A 17,967-nucleotide genomic window follows, 5' to 3' on the forward strand; every position below is an offset into this window, starting at 1 on the left:
AGAGAAATAGTGAGTAATGAGTAGTAGTTGGTGAATAGGAACGGACAGTAACGGTCTTGGTGCGATCCAGCCCCGTTCACTACTCACTAATGACTACTCACTACTCACACATTCAGCAGCAAATACTCCCTCTCCCACGGGCTGATCACTTCCATGAAGGTCTCGAATTCCGCTCGCTTGATCGCCGCATAGGTCGCTGCGAAGGATTTGCCGAGCAGGGCGCAGAGTTCCTCGTCGGCCTCGAACAGGTCGACGGCTTCGAGCAGGCTGCGCGGCAGGTCGATCTGGTCCTCGTTGGCGGTCGTCAGAACCGGCGGCTCGGCCTGGATCTTGTTGGTCATGCCGATCAGCCCGCAGGCGAGCGATGCCGCCAGCGCCAGATAGGGGTTGGCGTCAGAGGAGGGAATGCGGTTTTCGACGCGCCGCGCCGCCGGGTCGGAGCGGGGCACGCGGAAGGCCGTGGTCCGGTTATCGTAGCCCCATTTGTTGTTGACCGGCGCCGAGGCCGACTGCGTCAGCCGCCGGTAGGAATTGACGTAGGGCGCAAACATCACCAGCGCGTTCGGCACATGTTTCTGCATGCCGCCGATGAAGTGGAAGAAGGCGTCGGTCTCCGAGCCGTCCTCCGCCGAAAAGACGTTCTTGCCGGTCTTCTTGTCGATGATCGACTGATGGATATGCATGGCGGAACCGGGCTGGCCCTGGATCGGCTTGGCCATGAAGGTGGCGTAGATTTCGTGCTTCAGCGCCGCCTCGCGGATGGTGCGCTTGAACATGAACACCTGGTCGGCGAGCTCGATCGGGTCGCCGTGACGCAGATTGATTTCGAGCTGGCCGGCGCCCTCCTCGTGGATCAGCGTGTCGATCTCCAGGCCCTGGCTTTCGGAGAAATGATAGATGTCGTCGATCAGTTCGTCGAATTCGTTGACCCCGGCGATCGAATAGCCGGCGCCGCCGCCGATCGGCCGCCCGGAGCGCCCGACAGGCGGGGTGAGCGGGTAGTCCGGATCGGGGTTCTTGCGCACCAGGTAGAACTCGATCTCAGGCGCCACGACCGGTCTCAGCCCGCGTCTGTCATAAGCAGCGAGCACGCGCTTCAGCACGTTGCGCGGCGTGAACTCGACCGAGCGGCCGTCCTGGTGGACGAGGTCGCAGATAACCGCCGCCGTCGGGTCCTCCTCCCACGGCACCACGGTCAGCGTCGAGAGGTCAGGCATCAGCTTGAGGTCGCCATCGTCCTCCGGATAGTGGAAGCCGTTGCCGTCCTCCGGATAGCCGCCGGAAATCGTCGTCATGAACACCGCCGAAGGCAGTGCCAGCGAGGTATTGGAGGTGAATTTCTTCGATGGCATCATCTTGCCGCGCGCAACCCCGGCCTGGTCGGGCGTGATGCATTCGATGTCTTCGATGCCGCGCCATTCTAGCCAGGCGCTGACTTCTTTCCAGTTCTTGACGCCACGTTGGTTTTTCACGAAGGCAGGCGTGCGGGCGCGTCCTCCGCGGCTCGACGGACGGACTTCCTTTTTTGCAGGCGGCATCAATCACCAGATTTGTTGCAGATTGTGGAGTATAGCTGTTGCCGACGACGGAAGGGAAGGGGAGCTGGCTGGCATGCGCCTCGATAATCGGGGAAACACAACGACTTCCGGATAAAAGCCTCCTGGTCTAGGGTCGGCCTCCCGCAACGCTGCAATTAATGGGCCGCATGCAACACAGCCGCAAACTGACGACGATCGGCTTCGACGCCGATGACACGCTGTGGCAGAATGAACAGTTCTTCCGCATGACCGAGAAGCGCTTTGCCGCACTGCTCGCCGATCACGCCGAGGAGGACCGGATTTCAGCAAGGTTGTTGGAGACCGAGAAGCGCAACCTCGCGGTCTACGGCTTCGGCATCAAGGGATTTACGCTGTCGATGATCGAGACGGCTATCGAGGTCACCGAGGGCCAGGTGCCGGCCTCAACGATCGCCGAAATTCTCGCCGCGGGCCGCGAGATGCTCAGCCATCCGATCGAGCCGCTTCCGTATGCGCGCGAGACCGTGGAAAAGCTGGCCGGCGCCTACCGCCTGGTGCTGATCACCAAGGGCGACCTGTTCGACCAGGAACGCAAGCTGGCGCAATCCGGACTGGGAGCGCTGTTCCATGCGGTCGAAATCGTCAGCGACAAGAGCGCTGCCACCTATAGCCGCATCTTCAGCCGCCACGGCGATGGCCCGGAAAAGGGCATGATGGTCGGCAACTCGCTCAAATCGGACGTCGTGCCGGCCATCGAAGCCGGCACTTGGGGCATCCACGTGCCGCATGAACTGACCTGGGTGCTGGAGCATGTCGAGCCGCCGGTCTCAGCACCGCGCTTTCGCCAGATAGCCAATCTCGGTGAACTGCCAGGCCTGATCGAGCGTATCGGCGAGATTGATTGATCAGGTCTGCGGTCGGCGCGTCGCCGTAGAGGTCAGTTGCGGCCGACCCCGACCAGCCGGTCAATCACCGGCTGCAGCCGTTCGGTGGTGATCGGCTTGACGACCACCACATCGACGACGCTCGACAGGCCCAGGCTCTCCGGAGTGCCGGTCTTGACCGAAAGCAGGATCACCGACGGAAGCGATCTGCCTGACGCCCTTCGCAGTGCATCGATACCCGACAGCAAGGCGTCGCAGTCCCCGTTCTCCGCTCCGCCGTCGAGAACGACAGTCCCCGGTATCAGCGCCTGCAAGGCCTTTGCCGCGGTTTCGGGAGTTTCCGAGATCGGTTTGAGGCCGGACCGCTCCACGATTTTTGAAACCACGACGCGGTTGATCGGTGATTTTCCGACCACCAGCACCCGCGAGAAATCCGGCAGCATCCGCGTCTCCATGTCCCGGCTAACGAAAGGCGGCTGTTTTGCAGGCTCGATATCGCGATTCGCTGGGCACATGCGGGGCAGGCCGTTGTTCAACATTTCAATGCAGGGTTGAAACTCGAGCGGTAATTGGCGTGAGATCACTGCTCATGTCAAGCTCAAATGGCATATCAGGAGAATATCGCAAGAAACATTAAAATTAAAATTAAGTGCTTTCTTTGTCGCCGCCCGAAGGAGAAGTTGCACCACAACCGGGCAGGCTCCAGTGAACTTTAGCTTTGCAGCGCGAACGACCAACTCGCAGCCGTAGCCGGGTTGACGAAAGATTGGATGAAGGCGAGGCAGGTCTGTCGCGAGCTTGTCGTATCGTCTCGGCGGACTACCCTTCCTCGTTGGCTAAGCACGTCTCTTTGATCGACGGGAGATGACAATGGAACTCGTGACTCACAAGAAATTCAAAAATGGCCGGTTGATGCCGTGGGGAAAGGGTACGGTCGTTACCGGCGCAAAGGGGTTTGTCTATCTTTCCGGAAACACCGCGACCGTCGAGGACTACGATCCGATCGGCAAAAGCGGCGGCGGCGCCGTCGGCGGTGCGGCCGCGCAGTGGCGCGAAATTCTCACCAACATCAAATCAGACCTGGAAGAGCTTGGCACTGCGCTCGACCATCTCATCAGGCTGACCTTCTTTGTTAAGGGGCCATTTCCCGATGGCGGCGTTCTGAGCTCTCCCAATTTTCGCCTGGACGTCCTGGACGAATTCTTTGCCGAGCACTGCCCGAAGCACTGCAGCTACAACAACCCGCCGCCCTCGGAAGTTATCGGCGTTGCAGCACTTGCGCAGCCTGATCTTGTCATTGAAATCGTTGCACTAGCGGCTCTGCCGGACTAGGCAGAGCCGCGGCGTGCGGCGTGCGATAACATGCGCTCAAAAAAGGCGCGGTGCGGTAGAATTCATCAGTCGTGGCTCCGTTGCGTGACGATGACCGGGATCAGCAGGTCGCCCCAGTTGCCGTCGCCGCCATGGTGCCGTGCCGAGCGCACCAGTTCGACCGAGACGCCGGCCTCGACCGCCTTCATTACCGACTGATTGAGCCTGTGCAGATCGTTCGCCAACATTCGGATGGTCGCCTGCTGGTCGACATTCATGCTGGTGGCCTGCTCTTCGGCCCGTTCCTTGACGCGGCTTATCGATGCCATTGGTCTTCTCCCTGTTTTGCCGTGCCTGTTGTGTTGCCATGCCAGTTTGGGCGTTCCCTCTGTTTGTCCGCTATTCCGCCGCCGGCCTGAATTGGGCGTGCTCGGTCGATCCATGCATGGCCGTGGTCGAAGACTGGCCACCGGTGATCGCCATCGAGACGGCGTCGAAATAGCCGGTGCCGACCTCGCGCTGGTGCTTGGTGGCGGTGTAGCCATTGGCTTCCGCGGCGAATTCCGCCTCCTGCAGTTCCGAATAGGCTGCCATCTGCCGCTCCTTGTAGCCGCGGGCGAGCTCGAACATGCCGAAATTGAGCTGGTGGAAACCGGCCAGCGTAATGAACTGGAACTTGTAACCCATGGCGCCGAGTTCCTTCTGGAACTTCGCAATCGTCGCGTCATCGAGATTCTTCTTCCAGTTGAAAGACGGCGAGCAATTATAGGCAAGCAGCTTGCCTGGATGATGCTTGCGCACGCCCTCGGCAAACGTCCTGGCCTGCCCCAGATCGGGCCTGGAGGTCTCGCACCAGATCAGGTCCGCATAGGGCGCATAGGCGACGGCACGGGCGATGCAGGGCTCGATGCCGTTGCTGACATGGTAGAAGCCCTCCGCCGTACGGCCGGCGCCATAATCGACGAAGGGCCGGTCGCGTTCGTCGATGTCGGAGGTCAGGAGCTTTGCCGCTTCCGCGTCGGTGCGCGCCACGACCAGTGTCGGCGTGCCCATGACGTCGGCGGCAAGGCGCGCCGCGTTGAGATTGCGGATGTGTGCGGCGGTTGGGATCAGCACCTTGCCGCCGAGATGGCCGCATTTCTTCTCCGAAGCCAGCTGGTCCTCGTAATGGACGCCGGCCGCACCCGCCTCGATGAATGCCTTCATGATCTCGAAGGCGTTGAGCGGCCCGCCGAAGCCGGCTTCCGCATCGGCGACGATCGGCGCGAACCAGGTGTCGACCGACAGCCCCTTACCTTCGCAAGTCTCGATCTGGTCGGCGCGCTGCAGGGTGCGGTTGATGCGCTTGACCAGTTCGGGCGCCGCATTGGCGGGATAGAGCGACTGGTCCGGGTACATGGCGGAAGCGGTGTTGGCATCTGCGGCGACCTGCCATCCCGACAGATAGATCGCCTTCAGCCCGGCCCGCACCTGCTGCATCGCCTGGTTGCCCGACATGGCACCCAGCGCGTTGACGAAATCCTCTTCATGGATGAGCCGCCACAGCCGGTTTGCCCCCATTTCGGCGAGGCTCTGCCGGATCTGCACCGAGCCGCGCAGCCGCTTCACCTCCTCCGGCGAATAGGGCCGCTCGATGCCATCAAAGCGGCCTTGCGGCGCCGACGGGACAAGGTTGTAAAAGTCGGTCATTGGTCACTCCAGGCGGGTTTGATGCCGGTTTTCGGATGGCGTCGCAGAGGGAAAAATGTGTGCGCCATGTGTGACATCATTTACACGCCGGCACGACGCAAGCGAGGTAAACCTCCAGATTAGCCAGAAAATAAGGGAAAACCTGTGTTGTGTTTGACTAATGGGAGCTGTAAATCTGTCATGATTGTAAAAGCCGCCATGCCATCGGCGGATGTAAATTTCTGTCAAGGGCAGTCGATTGGCCGACCATAAAATCTTCGCCGGGCCGCGCATTCGTCGCATCCGCAACGCCAAGGGGCTAACCCAGACGGCGATGGCCGAAGGGCTCGGCATCTCGCCGTCCTATCTCAATCTCATCGAGCGCAACCAGCGGCCGCTGACGGTGCAACTGATCCTGAGGCTGGCATCCGTCTACAAGGTCGACCCGCACGAACTGCAAGGCGAGGCGCGGGGATCGGTCGCCGATTTGAAGGAAGTGTTTTCAGATCCGTTGCTGGCCGGCGAACTGCCGGGCGACCAGGAACTCATCGAGCTTGCCGAGGCGGCGCCCAACGCGTCCGCCGCTGTGATAAAACTGTTTCGCGCCTATCGCGAGCAGGCCAAGCGATTATCGGATCTCAACGAGCTGCTCGCGCGCGAGGGCAAGGCCACCGCACTCTCCGGTGCCCGGCTGCCGATCGACGAGGTGCATGAGATTTTCGAACGCCGGCCGAATCATTTTGCCGCGCTCGAAGAGGAAGCCGAGGCATTCACGTCGGTGCTCGATCCCGGCGACGATCTGTTCAGTGCGTTGAAGGCTTGGCTGCGGCGTGAATTCGGCATCGTCGTCAAGGTACTGCCGGTCGCCACCATGCCCAACTGGCGCCGTCGCTATGACCGTCACTCGCAACGCCTGTTCCTGTCCGAGCGCCTGTCGCCATTCGATCAGTTGCGCGAGCTGGCTATGGAGGCCTGCCTGATCCGCATGAGCGTCGCTGTCGCCGCCGAGATCCAGGCGCTGAAGCTGACCACGGACGAAGCCCGCCGGCTGGCGCGTTTCGAGCTCGGCCGCTATGCCGCGCACGCTCTGATGATGCCCTATCAGCCTTTTCACGCCGCTGCGGTCCGCACCCGCTACGACATCGACATGTTGCGGTCGCGCTTCGGCGTTTCGTTCGAGCAGGCGGCGAACCGGCTGGCCACGCTGCAGCGGCCGGGGGCGTCAGGTGTGCCGTTCTTCATGCTCGAGGTCGACAGTGCCGGCAATCGCTTCCGCAAGGCGGGCAGCCACGGCTTTCCGCAAAGCCGCTTCGGCGGCGGTTGTCCGAGGCTGCCGGTCCATGCCGCCTTCGCCCAGCCCGGCCAGATCCTGGTCGAGGCGGTGGAAATGCCCGACGGCGCAGCGTTTATCTGCATTGCCCGCACGCTCGAGGGGCCGCCGGGCTCGTTTGCCGAGCGGCCGCGCCGCACCGCGCTGCTGCTCGGCTGCGACATCGGTTTTAGCGACGAGGTCGTCTATGGAGCGGCGTTGCCGAGGCCCGCCGCCATCGGCAAGACCGGACAGAGCGCCACGGCGACGGCGACGCCGGTTGGCCCTGCCTGCCGGCTGTGCGAGCGCATCGGCTGCCTCGCCCGCGCCGAGCCACCCGTTACACGCCCGCTCGGCCTCGATGAGATGGTGACGGGGCTGTCGGCATTCGATTTTCAGTGATCCGGCTCCAGCAATATTGCGGCTGAATCTTCGACCGAAGAACCTCATCTGTTCCTGCGGCGGCAACCAGTAAGCTGGTTGTTGTCGGCCAAAATATTGGTTCAGCCAAAATATTGATTCAGCCGAATATTGATTCAACATTGACAGTACGGTATCAAAAAAAAGAACTGCGCAACGGTCGGGGGATCAATGATGGGCAGGACAGTTTTTTGGCTTGGCTTGGCGCTCGCGTTTTCGGTGGCCGATCCCGCATTGGCTGAAAAGTCCTCGGATTTCTTCAAGTCCTATCAACAGTATAATGATGCCGGCAAGGCGTTCCTGGACAAGATCGATCCGAAGACCGGCGCGATAAATCTTGCCGAAGGCATCCATCTCGATCTCAAGGACAAGTTCTATTTTCTGGACAAGAAGGACACGCTCACCGTCCTCACCGAAGCCTGGGGTAATCCGCCCGACTCTGGTTCTGATGCCCTCGGCATGATCTTTCCAGTCTCCCATGATCCCATTGCCGATAACAATTGGGGGATAGAGCTGCGCTGGGAAAAGATTGGTTACGTCGACGACAGTGACGCCGCGTCCATCGATTACAATGAACTGCTGCGCAATATGCAGTCAGACACTCTGTCCGGCAACGATCAGAGGGTAAAGGATGGCTACGCGCCCATTACGCTGATCGGCTGGGCGTCGCCGCCGGTTTATGACGCGGCCCACAAGCGCCTTCACTGGGCCAAGGAGCTGCAATTTGGGAACGATGCCGCCCATACGCTCAACTACGACGTCCGTTTCCTTGGCAGGGAGGGCGTCTTCGTGATGAGCTATATCGCGACGGTGGAACAATTGCCGGAGATAAGGCAAAGCCTGGATGAAGTGCTTGGCCTCGCGGACTTCAATACCGGCAAGACATACGCCGATTTCGTGCCGGGCGTCGATACGGTTGCGGCGATTGGCGTCGGTGGCCTGATTGCCGGAAAGCTGGCGGCGAAAGCAGGTTTTCTGGTCGTGGCGCTGATCGCGCTGAAAAAGTTTGGCCTGCTCCTGCTGGTTCCCCTGGCCGGTCTCTGGCGCTTTATCCGCGGCAACAGGGGCACGTCGTAAAGCGATCGTCGACAGGTCGCCTCGGATCATCGCCGGGCGAGGGCGAGGCGCCCTCATCAGTGCGCCAAACGGAACATTGAACTGGATCACGCCCGGCCTTCTGCTTTGCGTTACGCGAATGAGGCACGTCTCTGTCGTCCATTGCACGTCGTGCTGCTCCGAATTCGCCGACAGTCGCACCCATGACCGATACCGCATCATCTCCGGTTGCCGCTTCGCCGATCGTGTCGCCGCAAGGGGAACGCGTCGGTTTCCTGCTGGTATTCCTGTCGGCGCTGATGTGGAGTTTTGGCGGCACAATTGCGCGCTTCATCGACAACACTGACAGCTGGACGGTGGTGTTCTGGCGCTCGGTCTGGGCCGCTGCCTTCCTGCTCTGCTTCATGGTCTGGCGCGACGGCTGGCGTGGCACGCTGAAGCTGTTTCGTGGCATGGGCCTGGCCGGCCTTGCGGTGGCGTTCTGCTTCGCCACGGCGTCGACCTCTTTCGTCGTCGCGCTTGCCTATACCACCGTCGCCAACATTCTGTTGATGCAGGCCGGCGTGCCGCTTCTGGCTGCGCTGTTTGCCTGGGCGCTGTTTCGCGAACGGGTGGCGGTGGCGACCTGGTTGGCGATTGCCGCCGTCATTGCCGGCGTCGCCATCATGGTGTCGGAATCGCTCGATGGCGCGGTATCGCCGATCGGCGACGGGCTGGCGCTGCTCATCGCCGTCATGTTCTCGGTCGCCACCGTCATCACGCGCCGCTTTGCCCATGTGCGCATGACCCCGGCGACTTGCCTCGGCACGATGCTGGCGGCCGCCTTTGCGGCATCGCAAGGGTCGGCCCTCGGCGTCTCGAGCCACGATATGGGCTTTCTCTTTGTCTTTGGCGTGATCAATCTGGGACTCGGCCTCGCCTTCTTCGCCACCGGCGCCCGGCTTGTTCCGGCCGCCGTCGCGGCGCTGCTCGGCACGTTCGAACCGATCCTTGGCCCGATCTGGGTCTGGCTCATCCATTCCGAGGTGCCGTCGGCGCGCACCATCGTCGGCGGTGCGGTCGTCGTCACCGCACTGCTCGTCCATATCGGGCTCGAATTCAAGCGTCAGACGCGGCCCGCGCGAGCGGGCGTCACCGGTGTGCCGTCGCCTAATTGATGCAGCGCACGCGACAAAGCGAGATGAACCATTGACAATGTCGCGGCCGCGCGGGCAGGCTGCGATCACGGCAACAACAAGACAGGCGTATCTTGCCAAGTCTCCATGCCGGCCGCATCGAGGCCGGACAACATCGTCGTCTCCCTGCCCGCGCCGTAGCGAAAGCTTCCGACGGCGCCGGAACACCAGCAACGCCACGCCAAGTCTTCGCTGTCGCCTCGTCGCCGAACCATAATGGCGCCGGCAATTCCCGCTTGTCGCCTGCCTGCAAGCCCAATACCCTGAAGCAAATGCCCAGCCGCGCGAGCGCCGCGACGAGCTGGCGACGGAACACTCATCAAAGGAGAATAGCATGACCCGCAAAGCGCTCTGGCTTTCGGCGACTTCGGCGTTTCTGGCAGTTTTCACCTTAGGCGCGCATGCCGAGGATCGCGTCGTCAACGTGTTCAACTGGTCGGACTATATCGACAGTTCGATCATCGACGACTTCACCAAGGAAACCGGCATCAAGGTCGTCTACGACACTTTCGATTCCAACGAGATCCTGGAAACGAAGCTGCTCGCCGGCGGCAGCGGCTACGATGTCGTCGTGCCGAGCGGCAATTTCCTTGCACGCCAGATCCAGGCGGGTGTGTTCCAGAAGCTCGACAAGTCGAAACTGCCGAACATTTCCAATATGTGGGACACGGTCATGGAACGGACCGCCAAATATGATCCCGGCAACGAATATTCGATCAACTACATGTGGGGTACCGTCGGCATCGGCTACAACATCAAGAAGGTGCAGGCAGCGCTCGGCACCGACAAGATCGACAGCTGGGACGTGTTCTTCAATCCCGAAAGCCTGGCCAAATTGAAGGACTGCGGCGTCTATGTGCTGGATTCGCCGGCCGACATCATACCGGCGGCATTGAAATATCTGGGCCTCGACCCGAACAGCACATCGCCCGATGAGATCGCCAAGGCCGAAGAAACATTGCTGAAGGTCCGGCCCTATATCCGCAAGTTCCACTCGTCCGAATACATCAACGCTCTTGCCAATGGCGACATCTGCCTGGCGGTTGGCTGGTCGGGTGACGTCTTCCAGGCCCGCAACCGCGCCGACGAAGCCAAGCAGGGCGTCGAGATCGGCTACTCCGTGCCGAAGGAAGGTGCGCAGATGTGGTTCGACCAGATGGCGATCCCGGCCGACGCGCAGCATGTCGCCGAAGCGCATGAGTTCCTGAACTACATGATGAAGCCCGAAGTGATCGCCAAATCGTCGAACTATGTGCTCTACGCCAACGGCAACAAGGCTTCGCAGCAGTTCATCGACAAGGCGATCCTGGAAGATCCGGCGATCTATCCAGACGCCGCCACCTTGCAGAAGCTCTACACCGTCTCGCCTTACGATCCCAAGACCCAGCGCATCATCACCCGCACCTGGACCAAGATCGTCACTGGCCAATAACAATCTGACCAGGCCCCGGCAGCCGGCTGCCGGGCCCGCTTTCTCATGGGGCAAGCAGCAGGACGGAGTGGGACATGAAATCGCTTGGCAGCATCCGCAGGGATTTCGCGCCATGGAACGATCCGAACGCCAAGCCATACATCCAGTTCGACAACGTCACCAAGAAATTCGGTGAGTTCACGGCGGTCAACAACCTGTCGCTGACCATCTTCGAACGCGAATTCTTTGCCTTGCTTGGAGCCTCAGGCTGCGGGAAATCGACGCTGCTCAGGATGCTTGCCGGCTTCGAGGAGCCGACCGCCGGCCGCATCCTGCTCGATGGCCAGGATCTGCGCGGCATTCCGCCCTACCGGCGGCCGGTCAACATGATGTTCCAGTCCTACGCCTTGTTTCCGCATATGACGGTCGAGAACAACATCGCGTTCGGCCTCAAGCAGGAAGGCATGGTCAAGGCCGATATCGAAAAGCGCGTCGCCGAGATGCTGAAGCTGGTCAAGCTCGAGCAGTTCGCCAAGCGCAAACCGCACCAATTGTCGGGCGGCCAGCGCCAGCGCGTCGCGCTCGCGCGCTCGGTGGCAAAGCGCCCGAAAGTCTTGCTGCTCGACGAGCCGCTTGGCGCGCTGGACAAGAAGCTGCGCGAGGAAACCCAGTTTGAGCTGATGGACCTGCAGCAGAATCTCGGCCTCACCTTCGTCGTCGTCACCCATGACCAGGAAGAGGCGATGACGATGGCCGACCGCATCGCCATCATCGACAAGGGCGAGGTGATGCAGGTGGCGACACCGGCCGAGGTCTACGAAGCGCCGGGCTCGCGCTTCGTCGCCGGCTTCGTCGGCAACGTGAATATGTTCGACGGCAGGATCGCGGCTGGCGAGGCCGGCAGCGCAAGCATCGATGCCGGCAACGGCATCACCATCCGAACTGAAAACGCCGGTAGTGCCGCCGCCGGGACATCCGTTACCTTCGCCATCAGGCCGGAGAAGATCAAGGTGTCCTCGACGAAACCCGCCGGTGCCGTCAATGCCATCCAGGGCGAGGTCTACGATATCGCCTATCTCGGTGACATGACCGTCTATCACGTCAGGCTGGACGATGGTCAGGTGGTGCGGGCAAGCACCATGAACGCGGCACGCCTCACCGAGGATCCGCTGAGCTGGAACGACCGCGCCTGGATTTCCTTCCGCCCTGACGCCGGCGTCGTGCTGACACGGTAGGAATTGATCATGTCCGCTGTCACTGCCGCAACAAGCTCTCCGGCAAATGCTGCCGGCAAATCCGCCTCGGCCAGGCTGAGCGCGGCTTTCGTTAGCCGTCTCGTCATTATCGTCCCCTATCTCTGGCTGCTGTTCTTCTTTCTTGTCCCGTTCATCATCGTCTTCAAGATTTCGCTGTCGCAGACGGCGATCGCCATGCCGCCCTATACTCCGGTGCTCGATTTCCGCGGCGGCATTTCCGGGTTCATCTCGGGGGTTGGCGCGCTCAATTTCGACAACTACACGTGGCTGACGAAGGATGCGCTCTACTTCAACGCCTATGTGACGAGCGTCGTCGTCGCCGCCATCTCGACGGTCCTGACATTGCTTGTCGGCTATCCCATTGCCTATGGCATGGCGCGCGCTCCGGCGACGATCCGCCCGACCTTGCTGATGCTGGTGATCCTGCCGTTCTGGACCTCGTTCCTGATCCGTGTCTATGCCTGGATCGGCATCCTCAAGCCCGAGGGCCTGCTCAACCAGCTGCTGCTCGCCAGCGGCATCATCAGCCAGCCGCTGATCATCCTCAACACCTATACGGCTATCTTCATCGGTATCGTCTACTCCTATCTGCCGTTCATGGTGCTGCCGCTCTATTCGTCGTTGGAGAAGATGGACCATACGCTGATCGAGGCGGCGAAGGATCTCGGGTGCCCGCCGACCAGCGCCTTCTGGAAGATCACCTTTCCGCTGTCGCTGCCCGGCGTCATCGCCGGCTGCCTCCTGGTGTTCATTCCCGCCGTCGGTGAGTTCGTCATTCCCGACCTGCTCGGCGGCTCGCAGACGCTGATGATCGGCAGGACGCTGTGGAACGAGTTCTTCGCCAACCGTGACTGGCCCGTGTCGTCCGCCGTTGCCGTCATCCTGCTGCTGCTGCTGATCGTGCCGATCATGATTTTCCAGCGGGCCCAGGCGCGTGCTCAGGAGCAGGACCAATGAACGCCACCTGGAGCCGCTTCAACGTCATTTCGATCGTGCTCGGCTTTGCCTTTCTCTACCTGCCGATCGTCCTGCTCGTCGTGTTCTCTTTCAACGAGTCGAAGCTGGTCACCGTCTGGGGCGGCTTCTCGACGAAATGGTACGTCTCGCTGTTCCACAACCGGGGTCTGATGGACGCCACCTGGGTGACGGCCCGGGTCGGCGTCATCTCGGCAACCGTGGCGACCGTGCTCGGCACGCTGGCGGCGCTCACCTTGACACGCTACACGCGCTTTCGCGGCCGGCTTCTGTTTTCGGGCATGGTGTTTGCGCCGCTGGTCATGCCCGAAGTCATCACCGGCCTGTCGCTGCTGCTGCTCTTCGTCGCCGTCGGCCTCGACCGCGGCTTTCTGACGGTGACGCTTGCCCACACCACGCTGACCATGTGCTTCGTCGCGGTGGTGGTGCAGTCGCGCCTGATCACCTTCGATCGGTCACTGGAAGAAGCCGCGATGGACCTCGGTGCACCGCCGGTAAGGACCTTCTTCCAGATCACGCTGCCGGTCATCATGCCGGCGATCGTCTCCGGCTGGATGCTGGCCTTCACGCTCTCGCTCGACGACCTGGTTATTGCCAGCTTCACCTCGGGTCCCGGCGCCACGACACTGCCGATGAAGATCTACAGCCAAGTTCGCCTCGGCGTGACGCCGGAAATCAACGCCGCCTGCACCATCCTGATCGCCGTTGTCGCCGTCGGTGTGATCATCGCTTCGCTTGTCAACAAGAGCCGCGAAGTGCAGCGCCAGCGCGACGAGCAGGCCGCGCAGCGCGGTTGAAGCTGCTGCTGCTGCTGCTTACTCTCCCGAAACGCCGCGGCTTATCGGCGAGATGAACGGCGTGCTCCACGTGCCGCCGACGAAGAACGACGACTGATTGGGTCCCTGGGCGTTCGTCTGCGTGGCAGCCTGGCTCGGCCGGACGATGCCGCCGGACAGTGCCAGCCCGCGTCCGGCATAGGATGCAATGCCGGAAAGCCAGATCTTGTATTGCGCGGAATTCACCTCGGCCTTGTCGATGCGTGCCACGCCGTTCGAAATGCTCGCCTTGAGCTCTGCCCCGTCGATCGGCAGCGTTCCGTCCGAGACGTCGTCCAGCGCGAAGAATCCGCCCTGTTCGGTGTGCTTGAGGAACGCCGGCAGGTTAAGCCGGCTCAGCGCACCCGCGCCGAACGTCGCGGACAGCGAGCCATTGGCGTTTTCGAAAATCGAGTCCCAGGTTCTGCCAGGCCCCTTGAGGATGACCGAAACGGTTCCAGTGCCGATCGGCACCAGCCGTGTCATCCCGGCCGCGGTGCCGAAAGCGCCGCCGTCGATATCGGAAGCAAGCAGCCGGATCTCGACTTCGGTGCCGGCGGGCTTGCGGTCGAAACGGACGCTGCTCTGGACGTTGCCGCCAAAGGCGGATGCATCCGAGATGTCGAAGACGGCAAGGCCGTTCTTGACCTGGGCGGTGGCGGCGACCTCGGCAAGCTGGATGGCGCCGGCCGTGGCATGCGCCGCCGACAGCCTGAGATCGAGATTGATCCGGTCGGCGAAGCTCGTATCGATTTCGCCCGGATCGGTGCCGCCGGCCGATGGCACCGGGGCAAAGGCGGAAAGAAATGATCTGAGGTCGAGCGTATCGAAGGCAAGTGTGCCGGAGATCACCGGCAATGCCTCGCCGTAGGTGAAGTCCAGCGCGCCCATTCCGGGGTTGTTGTCGAGGGTCAGGGCGGTGTTTTCGAATTTGACGCGCCCGGCCGTCGCCGTGATCTTGCTTGAAACCGAGATCGAGCCGATTGCCGCACCGGGCGCGATGCCGGCCTGCGACCATTCGAGCACGCGTCGGAGCGAAGGTGCGGCGAATTTTGCCTGGCCGTCGAAATAGCCGTTTTCCGACATGCTGGCGCGGCCGTCGAATGAAAAACTGGCCGGCGCCGCCTTGAAGGAAAACGTGACCGGTGCTGTGCCGCCACCAAACAACACAAGCGGGTTCGGCGATGCGGCGTCGATGGCAACACTTTCGCCGCGCCATATCCCGGTCGCCGACAGCGTCGCATTGCTGTTCATCGCGGCCCAGTTCGCCTGGCCGCTCAGGCTGCTCAATATCTCCTGGTCCTTGTCGCCGATGGCAGCCACCACGCGGCCGTCCCTGAACTCGACTGTGCCGAACGGATCTGTTGGCAGCTTGCCGAGATCCGGCTTGGCGGGATTTGTGTTGATCACCGCGCGGGCAGCATCGATCGAACGCGTAATGCGCCCGCCGCTGGGAATCGCAGGCAGGAAAAACCCGCTCGCGGTACGCTGAACCCGGATCGTCGGTCGTACCAGCCGCGCCGTCGAAAACACCACGTCGCCACGCAGCGCCGCCATCGCCGAGAGGTCGACCTCGACCCGTTCGGCTTCGACCACGGGCGGCGCATCCGTCTCTGTCCATTGCGACAGCGTCACGTCGCTCAGGATCGCCCGGAAATTCGGCCAGACCTCGATGCGCGGCGCGCCGTCGATGGTGACCCGGAAACCGCTCCAGGCGCTCATTTCCCATGCGATGCGGTCGCGTACGATGCGGGTCGAGGCGATCAACGGCAAGGCTGCGACGACCAGCGCGATGACGATGACGGCTGCGCCGATCGCCCATATTCCGCGTCGGATCAAAGGTGATGGCATATCGCCCTGTATGCTTCCATTCCGACAAAATCGCCCGACGGGTGTAACCGACGGCTGACGCATTTCAAGTCTTTATGGCCCGGCGATGGCATTTGCGCACACCCTGACCGGCGCGGTCCAACAAAATCTTGCTCTGCTGCATCGCGATATTGCATAAGCGATGCAGCCTGCGGAGGAACAATGATGGCTGACGACGCACCGCTCTGGATCCCGACGCAAGAGCAGATCGACGCGGCGCCGATGACCGCCTTCATGAACGCCGCGGCGAGCATGGCCGGCGAGTCTTTCTCCTCCTATGCCGACCTGCATCGCTGGTCGATCGATGACCGCGAGACCTTCTGGAGCTTGGTCTGGGACTTTTGTGGCATCGTCGGCGACAAGGGCGAACGCGTGCTGATCGATGGCGACAAGATGCCCGGCGCGACCTTCTTCCCTGATGCGAAGCTGAACTTCGCCGAGAATCTCCTCAAGAAAACCGGGCTTGGCGACGCAATCGTCTTTCGCGGCGAGGACAAGGTCGAGCGGCGGCTGTCCTGGAACGAGCTGCATGCGCTGACCTCGCGCCTGCAGCAGCTTTTCCTGTCGCTCAAGGTGAAGAAGGGCGACCGCATCGCCGCGATGATGCCCAACATGCCGGAGACCGTTGCTGCGATGCTGGCGGCCGCCTCGATCGGCGCGGTCTGGTCGTCCTGCTCCCCGGATTTCGGCGAGCAGGGGGTTCTCGACCGGTTCGGCCAGATCGAGCCTGTCGTGTTCATCGCGCCGGACGGCTACTGGTACAATGGCAAGGCGATCGAAGTCGCCGACAAGATCGCGGCCGTGGCGGGCAAGCTCGCCACCGTCCGCAAGGTCCTCATTGTCGACTATCTCGGCACCTCGCTCGACGTCGCGGCGACCATCGGCAAGGCGGCCGCGCTGGAAGAGGCGCTGTCACCCTTTGCCGCCAGGCCTGTCAGCTACGAGAGGCTGCCGTTTTCGCATCCGCTGTACATCCTGTTTTCGTCCGGCACGACCGGCATCCCCAAATGCATTGTCCATTCGGCCGGCGGAACGCTGATCCAGCACGTCAAGGAAGAACGGCTGCATGCCGGCCTGCTCGACGGCGACCGCTTCTTCTACTTCACCACCTGCGGCTGGATGATGTGGAACTGGCTGGTGTCGGGCCTGGCGTCGGGCGCCACCTTGCTGCTCTACGACGGCTCACCCTTGTACCCGGACGGCAATACGCTGTTCGACTTCGCCGATGCCGAGAAGATGACGTATTTCGGCACCTCGGCCAAATTCATAGATTCCGTGCGCAAGGCCGGCCTCAAGCCGATCCGCACGCATGATCTTTCCAGCGTGCGCGCCATCTCCTCGACCGGCTCGCCGCTATCGCCGGAAGATTTCCGCTTCGTCTACGAAGGCATCAAGAAGGACGTGCATCTGGCTTCGATTTCCGGCGGCACCGATATCGTCTCCTGCTTCGTGCTCGGCGTGCCGATCGAACCGGTATGGACCGGCGAGATCCAGGGGCCTGGGCTCGGTCTTGCCGTCGATGTCTGGGACGATGACGGCCGGCCGCTCCGCCAGGAGAAGGGCGAGCTCGTCTGCACCAAGGCGTTTCCCGCGATGCCGCTCGGCTTCTGGAACGACCCTGACGGCAGGAAATACCGAGCCGCCTATTTCGAACGGTTCGACAATGTCTGGTGCCACGGCGATTTCGCCGAATGGACCGCCCATGGCGGCCTGATCATCCATGGCCGTTCCGACGCCACGCTCAATCCGGGCGGTGTCAGGATCGGCACGGCGGAGATCTACAATCAGGTCGAGCAAATGCCGGAAATCCTCGAAGCACTATGCATCGGCCAGGATTTCGACAATGACGTTCGCGTGGTGCTGTTCGTGCGGCTGGCGGCAGGCGTCGAGCTCGATGCCGAGCTGGAAAAACGCATCCGCGCGAAAATCCGCATCGGGGCGAGCCCGCGCCACGTGCCGGCCAAGATCGTCGCCGTCAGCGATATTCCGCGCACCAAATCGGGCAAGATCACCGAGCTCGCGGTACGCGACATGGTGCATGGCCGCGCCATCAAGAACAAGGAAGCGCTCGCCAATCCCGAAGCGCTCGAGCTGTTCCGCAACCTGCCGCAGCTTGCCGACTGACCCGGGATCCAAGGCGGGAGCCGTTTTGAGGTCTCAGGTATCGTTAACAAATTATCTCTTCGGAATTTACCTAGATTTCATGAGTGGTACACATTGGTAAATTTTCCGGCGTGCCGGTAAGGATTTGTTAAGGCCCGGCATCGATAGTCGTGCGTAACTTGAGGGAGAAATCCCGTT

Annotated in this window: 15 protein-coding genes; 10 read left to right on the plus strand and 5 right to left on the minus strand. The window is 61.8% G+C overall.

The features are described from left to right. Positions 1–104: 104 nt before the first annotated feature. A complete protein-coding gene (locus NKH42_RS09435; protein WP_352475854.1) occupies positions 105–1,538 on the minus strand; it encodes a glutamine synthetase family protein in 1,434 nt (477 codons plus the stop codon). Between the two features lie 167 nt (positions 1,539–1,705). On the opposite strand from NKH42_RS09435, the gene NKH42_RS09440 reads away from it, so the two are divergent. Continuing rightward, on the plus strand, positions 1,706–2,422 hold the full coding sequence (locus tag NKH42_RS09440) for an HAD family hydrolase (RefSeq protein WP_352974057.1): 717 nt from the start codon (positions 1,706–1,708) through the stop codon (positions 2,420–2,422). Between the two features lie 32 nt (positions 2,423–2,454). Here the strand turns inward: NKH42_RS09440 and NKH42_RS09445 are convergent, their stop codons facing one another. Then, the gene (locus tag NKH42_RS09445; protein WP_254819285.1) at positions 2,455–2,844 is read right to left on the minus strand and encodes an ANTAR domain-containing protein; all 390 of its coding nucleotides are present in this window, start codon (positions 2,842–2,844) and stop codon (positions 2,455–2,457) included. A gap of 427 nt (positions 2,845–3,271) precedes the next feature. Here NKH42_RS09445 and NKH42_RS09450 point away from each other — a divergent pair, with 427 nt between their 5' ends. Next, positions 3,272–3,733 (plus strand): RidA family protein, encoded by a 462-nt coding sequence (locus tag NKH42_RS09450; RefSeq protein ID WP_254819286.1) that lies wholly within the window; start codon positions 3,272–3,274, stop codon positions 3,731–3,733. 65 nt (positions 3,734–3,798) lie between these two features. Here NKH42_RS09450 and NKH42_RS09455 read toward each other — a convergent pair whose 3' ends face one another. Next, entirely contained in the window at positions 3,799–4,041 is a 243-nt protein-coding gene (locus NKH42_RS09455) for an SMc00767 family acetate metabolism repressor (RefSeq protein ID WP_023719402.1), read from the minus strand. 70 nt (positions 4,042–4,111) lie between these two features. After that, positions 4,112–5,401, minus strand: a complete 1,290-nt coding sequence (gene aceA / locus NKH42_RS09460) for an isocitrate lyase (protein WP_352751539.1) — start codon at positions 5,399–5,401, stop codon at positions 4,112–4,114. A gap of 238 nt (positions 5,402–5,639) precedes the next feature. On the opposite strand from aceA, the gene NKH42_RS09465 reads away from it, so the two are divergent. The 7 genes from NKH42_RS09465 to NKH42_RS09495 all read left to right on the plus strand — a co-directional run bounded on the left by NKH42_RS09465 (position 5,640) and on the right by NKH42_RS09495 (position 13,779). Then, entirely contained in the window at positions 5,640–7,091 is a 1,452-nt protein-coding gene (locus NKH42_RS09465) for a helix-turn-helix domain-containing protein (protein ID WP_352508664.1), read from the plus strand. Positions 7,092–7,283: 192 nt separating this feature from the next. Continuing rightward, positions 7,284–8,186, plus strand: coding sequence for a DUF2167 domain-containing protein (locus NKH42_RS09470; RefSeq protein ID WP_352508665.1), 903 nt, complete (start codon positions 7,284–7,286; stop codon positions 8,184–8,186). Positions 8,187–8,368: 182 nt separating this feature from the next. Continuing rightward, positions 8,369–9,322, plus strand: a complete 954-nt coding sequence (locus NKH42_RS09475) for a DMT family transporter (RefSeq protein ID WP_352508666.1) — start codon at positions 8,369–8,371, stop codon at positions 9,320–9,322. 352 nt (positions 9,323–9,674) lie between these two features. Next, positions 9,675–10,772, plus strand: coding sequence for a polyamine ABC transporter substrate-binding protein (locus tag NKH42_RS09480; protein ID WP_254819291.1), 1,098 nt, complete (start codon positions 9,675–9,677; stop codon positions 10,770–10,772). Between the two features lie 74 nt (positions 10,773–10,846). Further along, positions 10,847–11,986 (plus strand): ABC transporter ATP-binding protein, encoded by a 1,140-nt coding sequence (locus tag NKH42_RS09485; RefSeq protein WP_352644202.1) that lies wholly within the window; start codon positions 10,847–10,849, stop codon positions 11,984–11,986. 9 nt (positions 11,987–11,995) lie between these two features. Beyond that, on the plus strand, positions 11,996–12,964 hold the full coding sequence (locus NKH42_RS09490; protein ID WP_352688461.1) for an ABC transporter permease subunit: 969 nt from the start codon (positions 11,996–11,998) through the stop codon (positions 12,962–12,964). Next, the gene (locus NKH42_RS09495) at positions 12,961–13,779 is read left to right on the plus strand and encodes an ABC transporter permease (RefSeq protein WP_254819294.1); all 819 of its coding nucleotides are present in this window, start codon (positions 12,961–12,963) and stop codon (positions 13,777–13,779) included. Before NKH42_RS09490 ends, NKH42_RS09495 begins: the two co-directional genes overlap by 4 nt. Before the next feature lie 18 nt (positions 13,780–13,797). Here NKH42_RS09495 and NKH42_RS09500 read toward each other — a convergent pair whose 3' ends face one another. Further along, a complete protein-coding gene (locus NKH42_RS09500; protein WP_352508669.1) occupies positions 13,798–15,648 on the minus strand; it encodes an AsmA family protein in 1,851 nt (616 codons plus the stop codon). Positions 15,649–15,831: 183 nt separating this feature from the next. On the opposite strand from NKH42_RS09500, the gene NKH42_RS09505 reads away from it, so the two are divergent. Beyond that, positions 15,832–17,790 (plus strand): acetoacetate--CoA ligase, encoded by a 1,959-nt coding sequence (locus NKH42_RS09505; protein WP_352688463.1) that lies wholly within the window; start codon positions 15,832–15,834, stop codon positions 17,788–17,790. The last annotated feature ends 177 nt before the right edge of the window (positions 17,791–17,967 follow it).

It is taken from the genome of Mesorhizobium sp. M1142 (assembly GCF_040318565.1).
Lineage (GTDB): Bacteria > Pseudomonadota > Alphaproteobacteria > Rhizobiales > Rhizobiaceae > Mesorhizobium.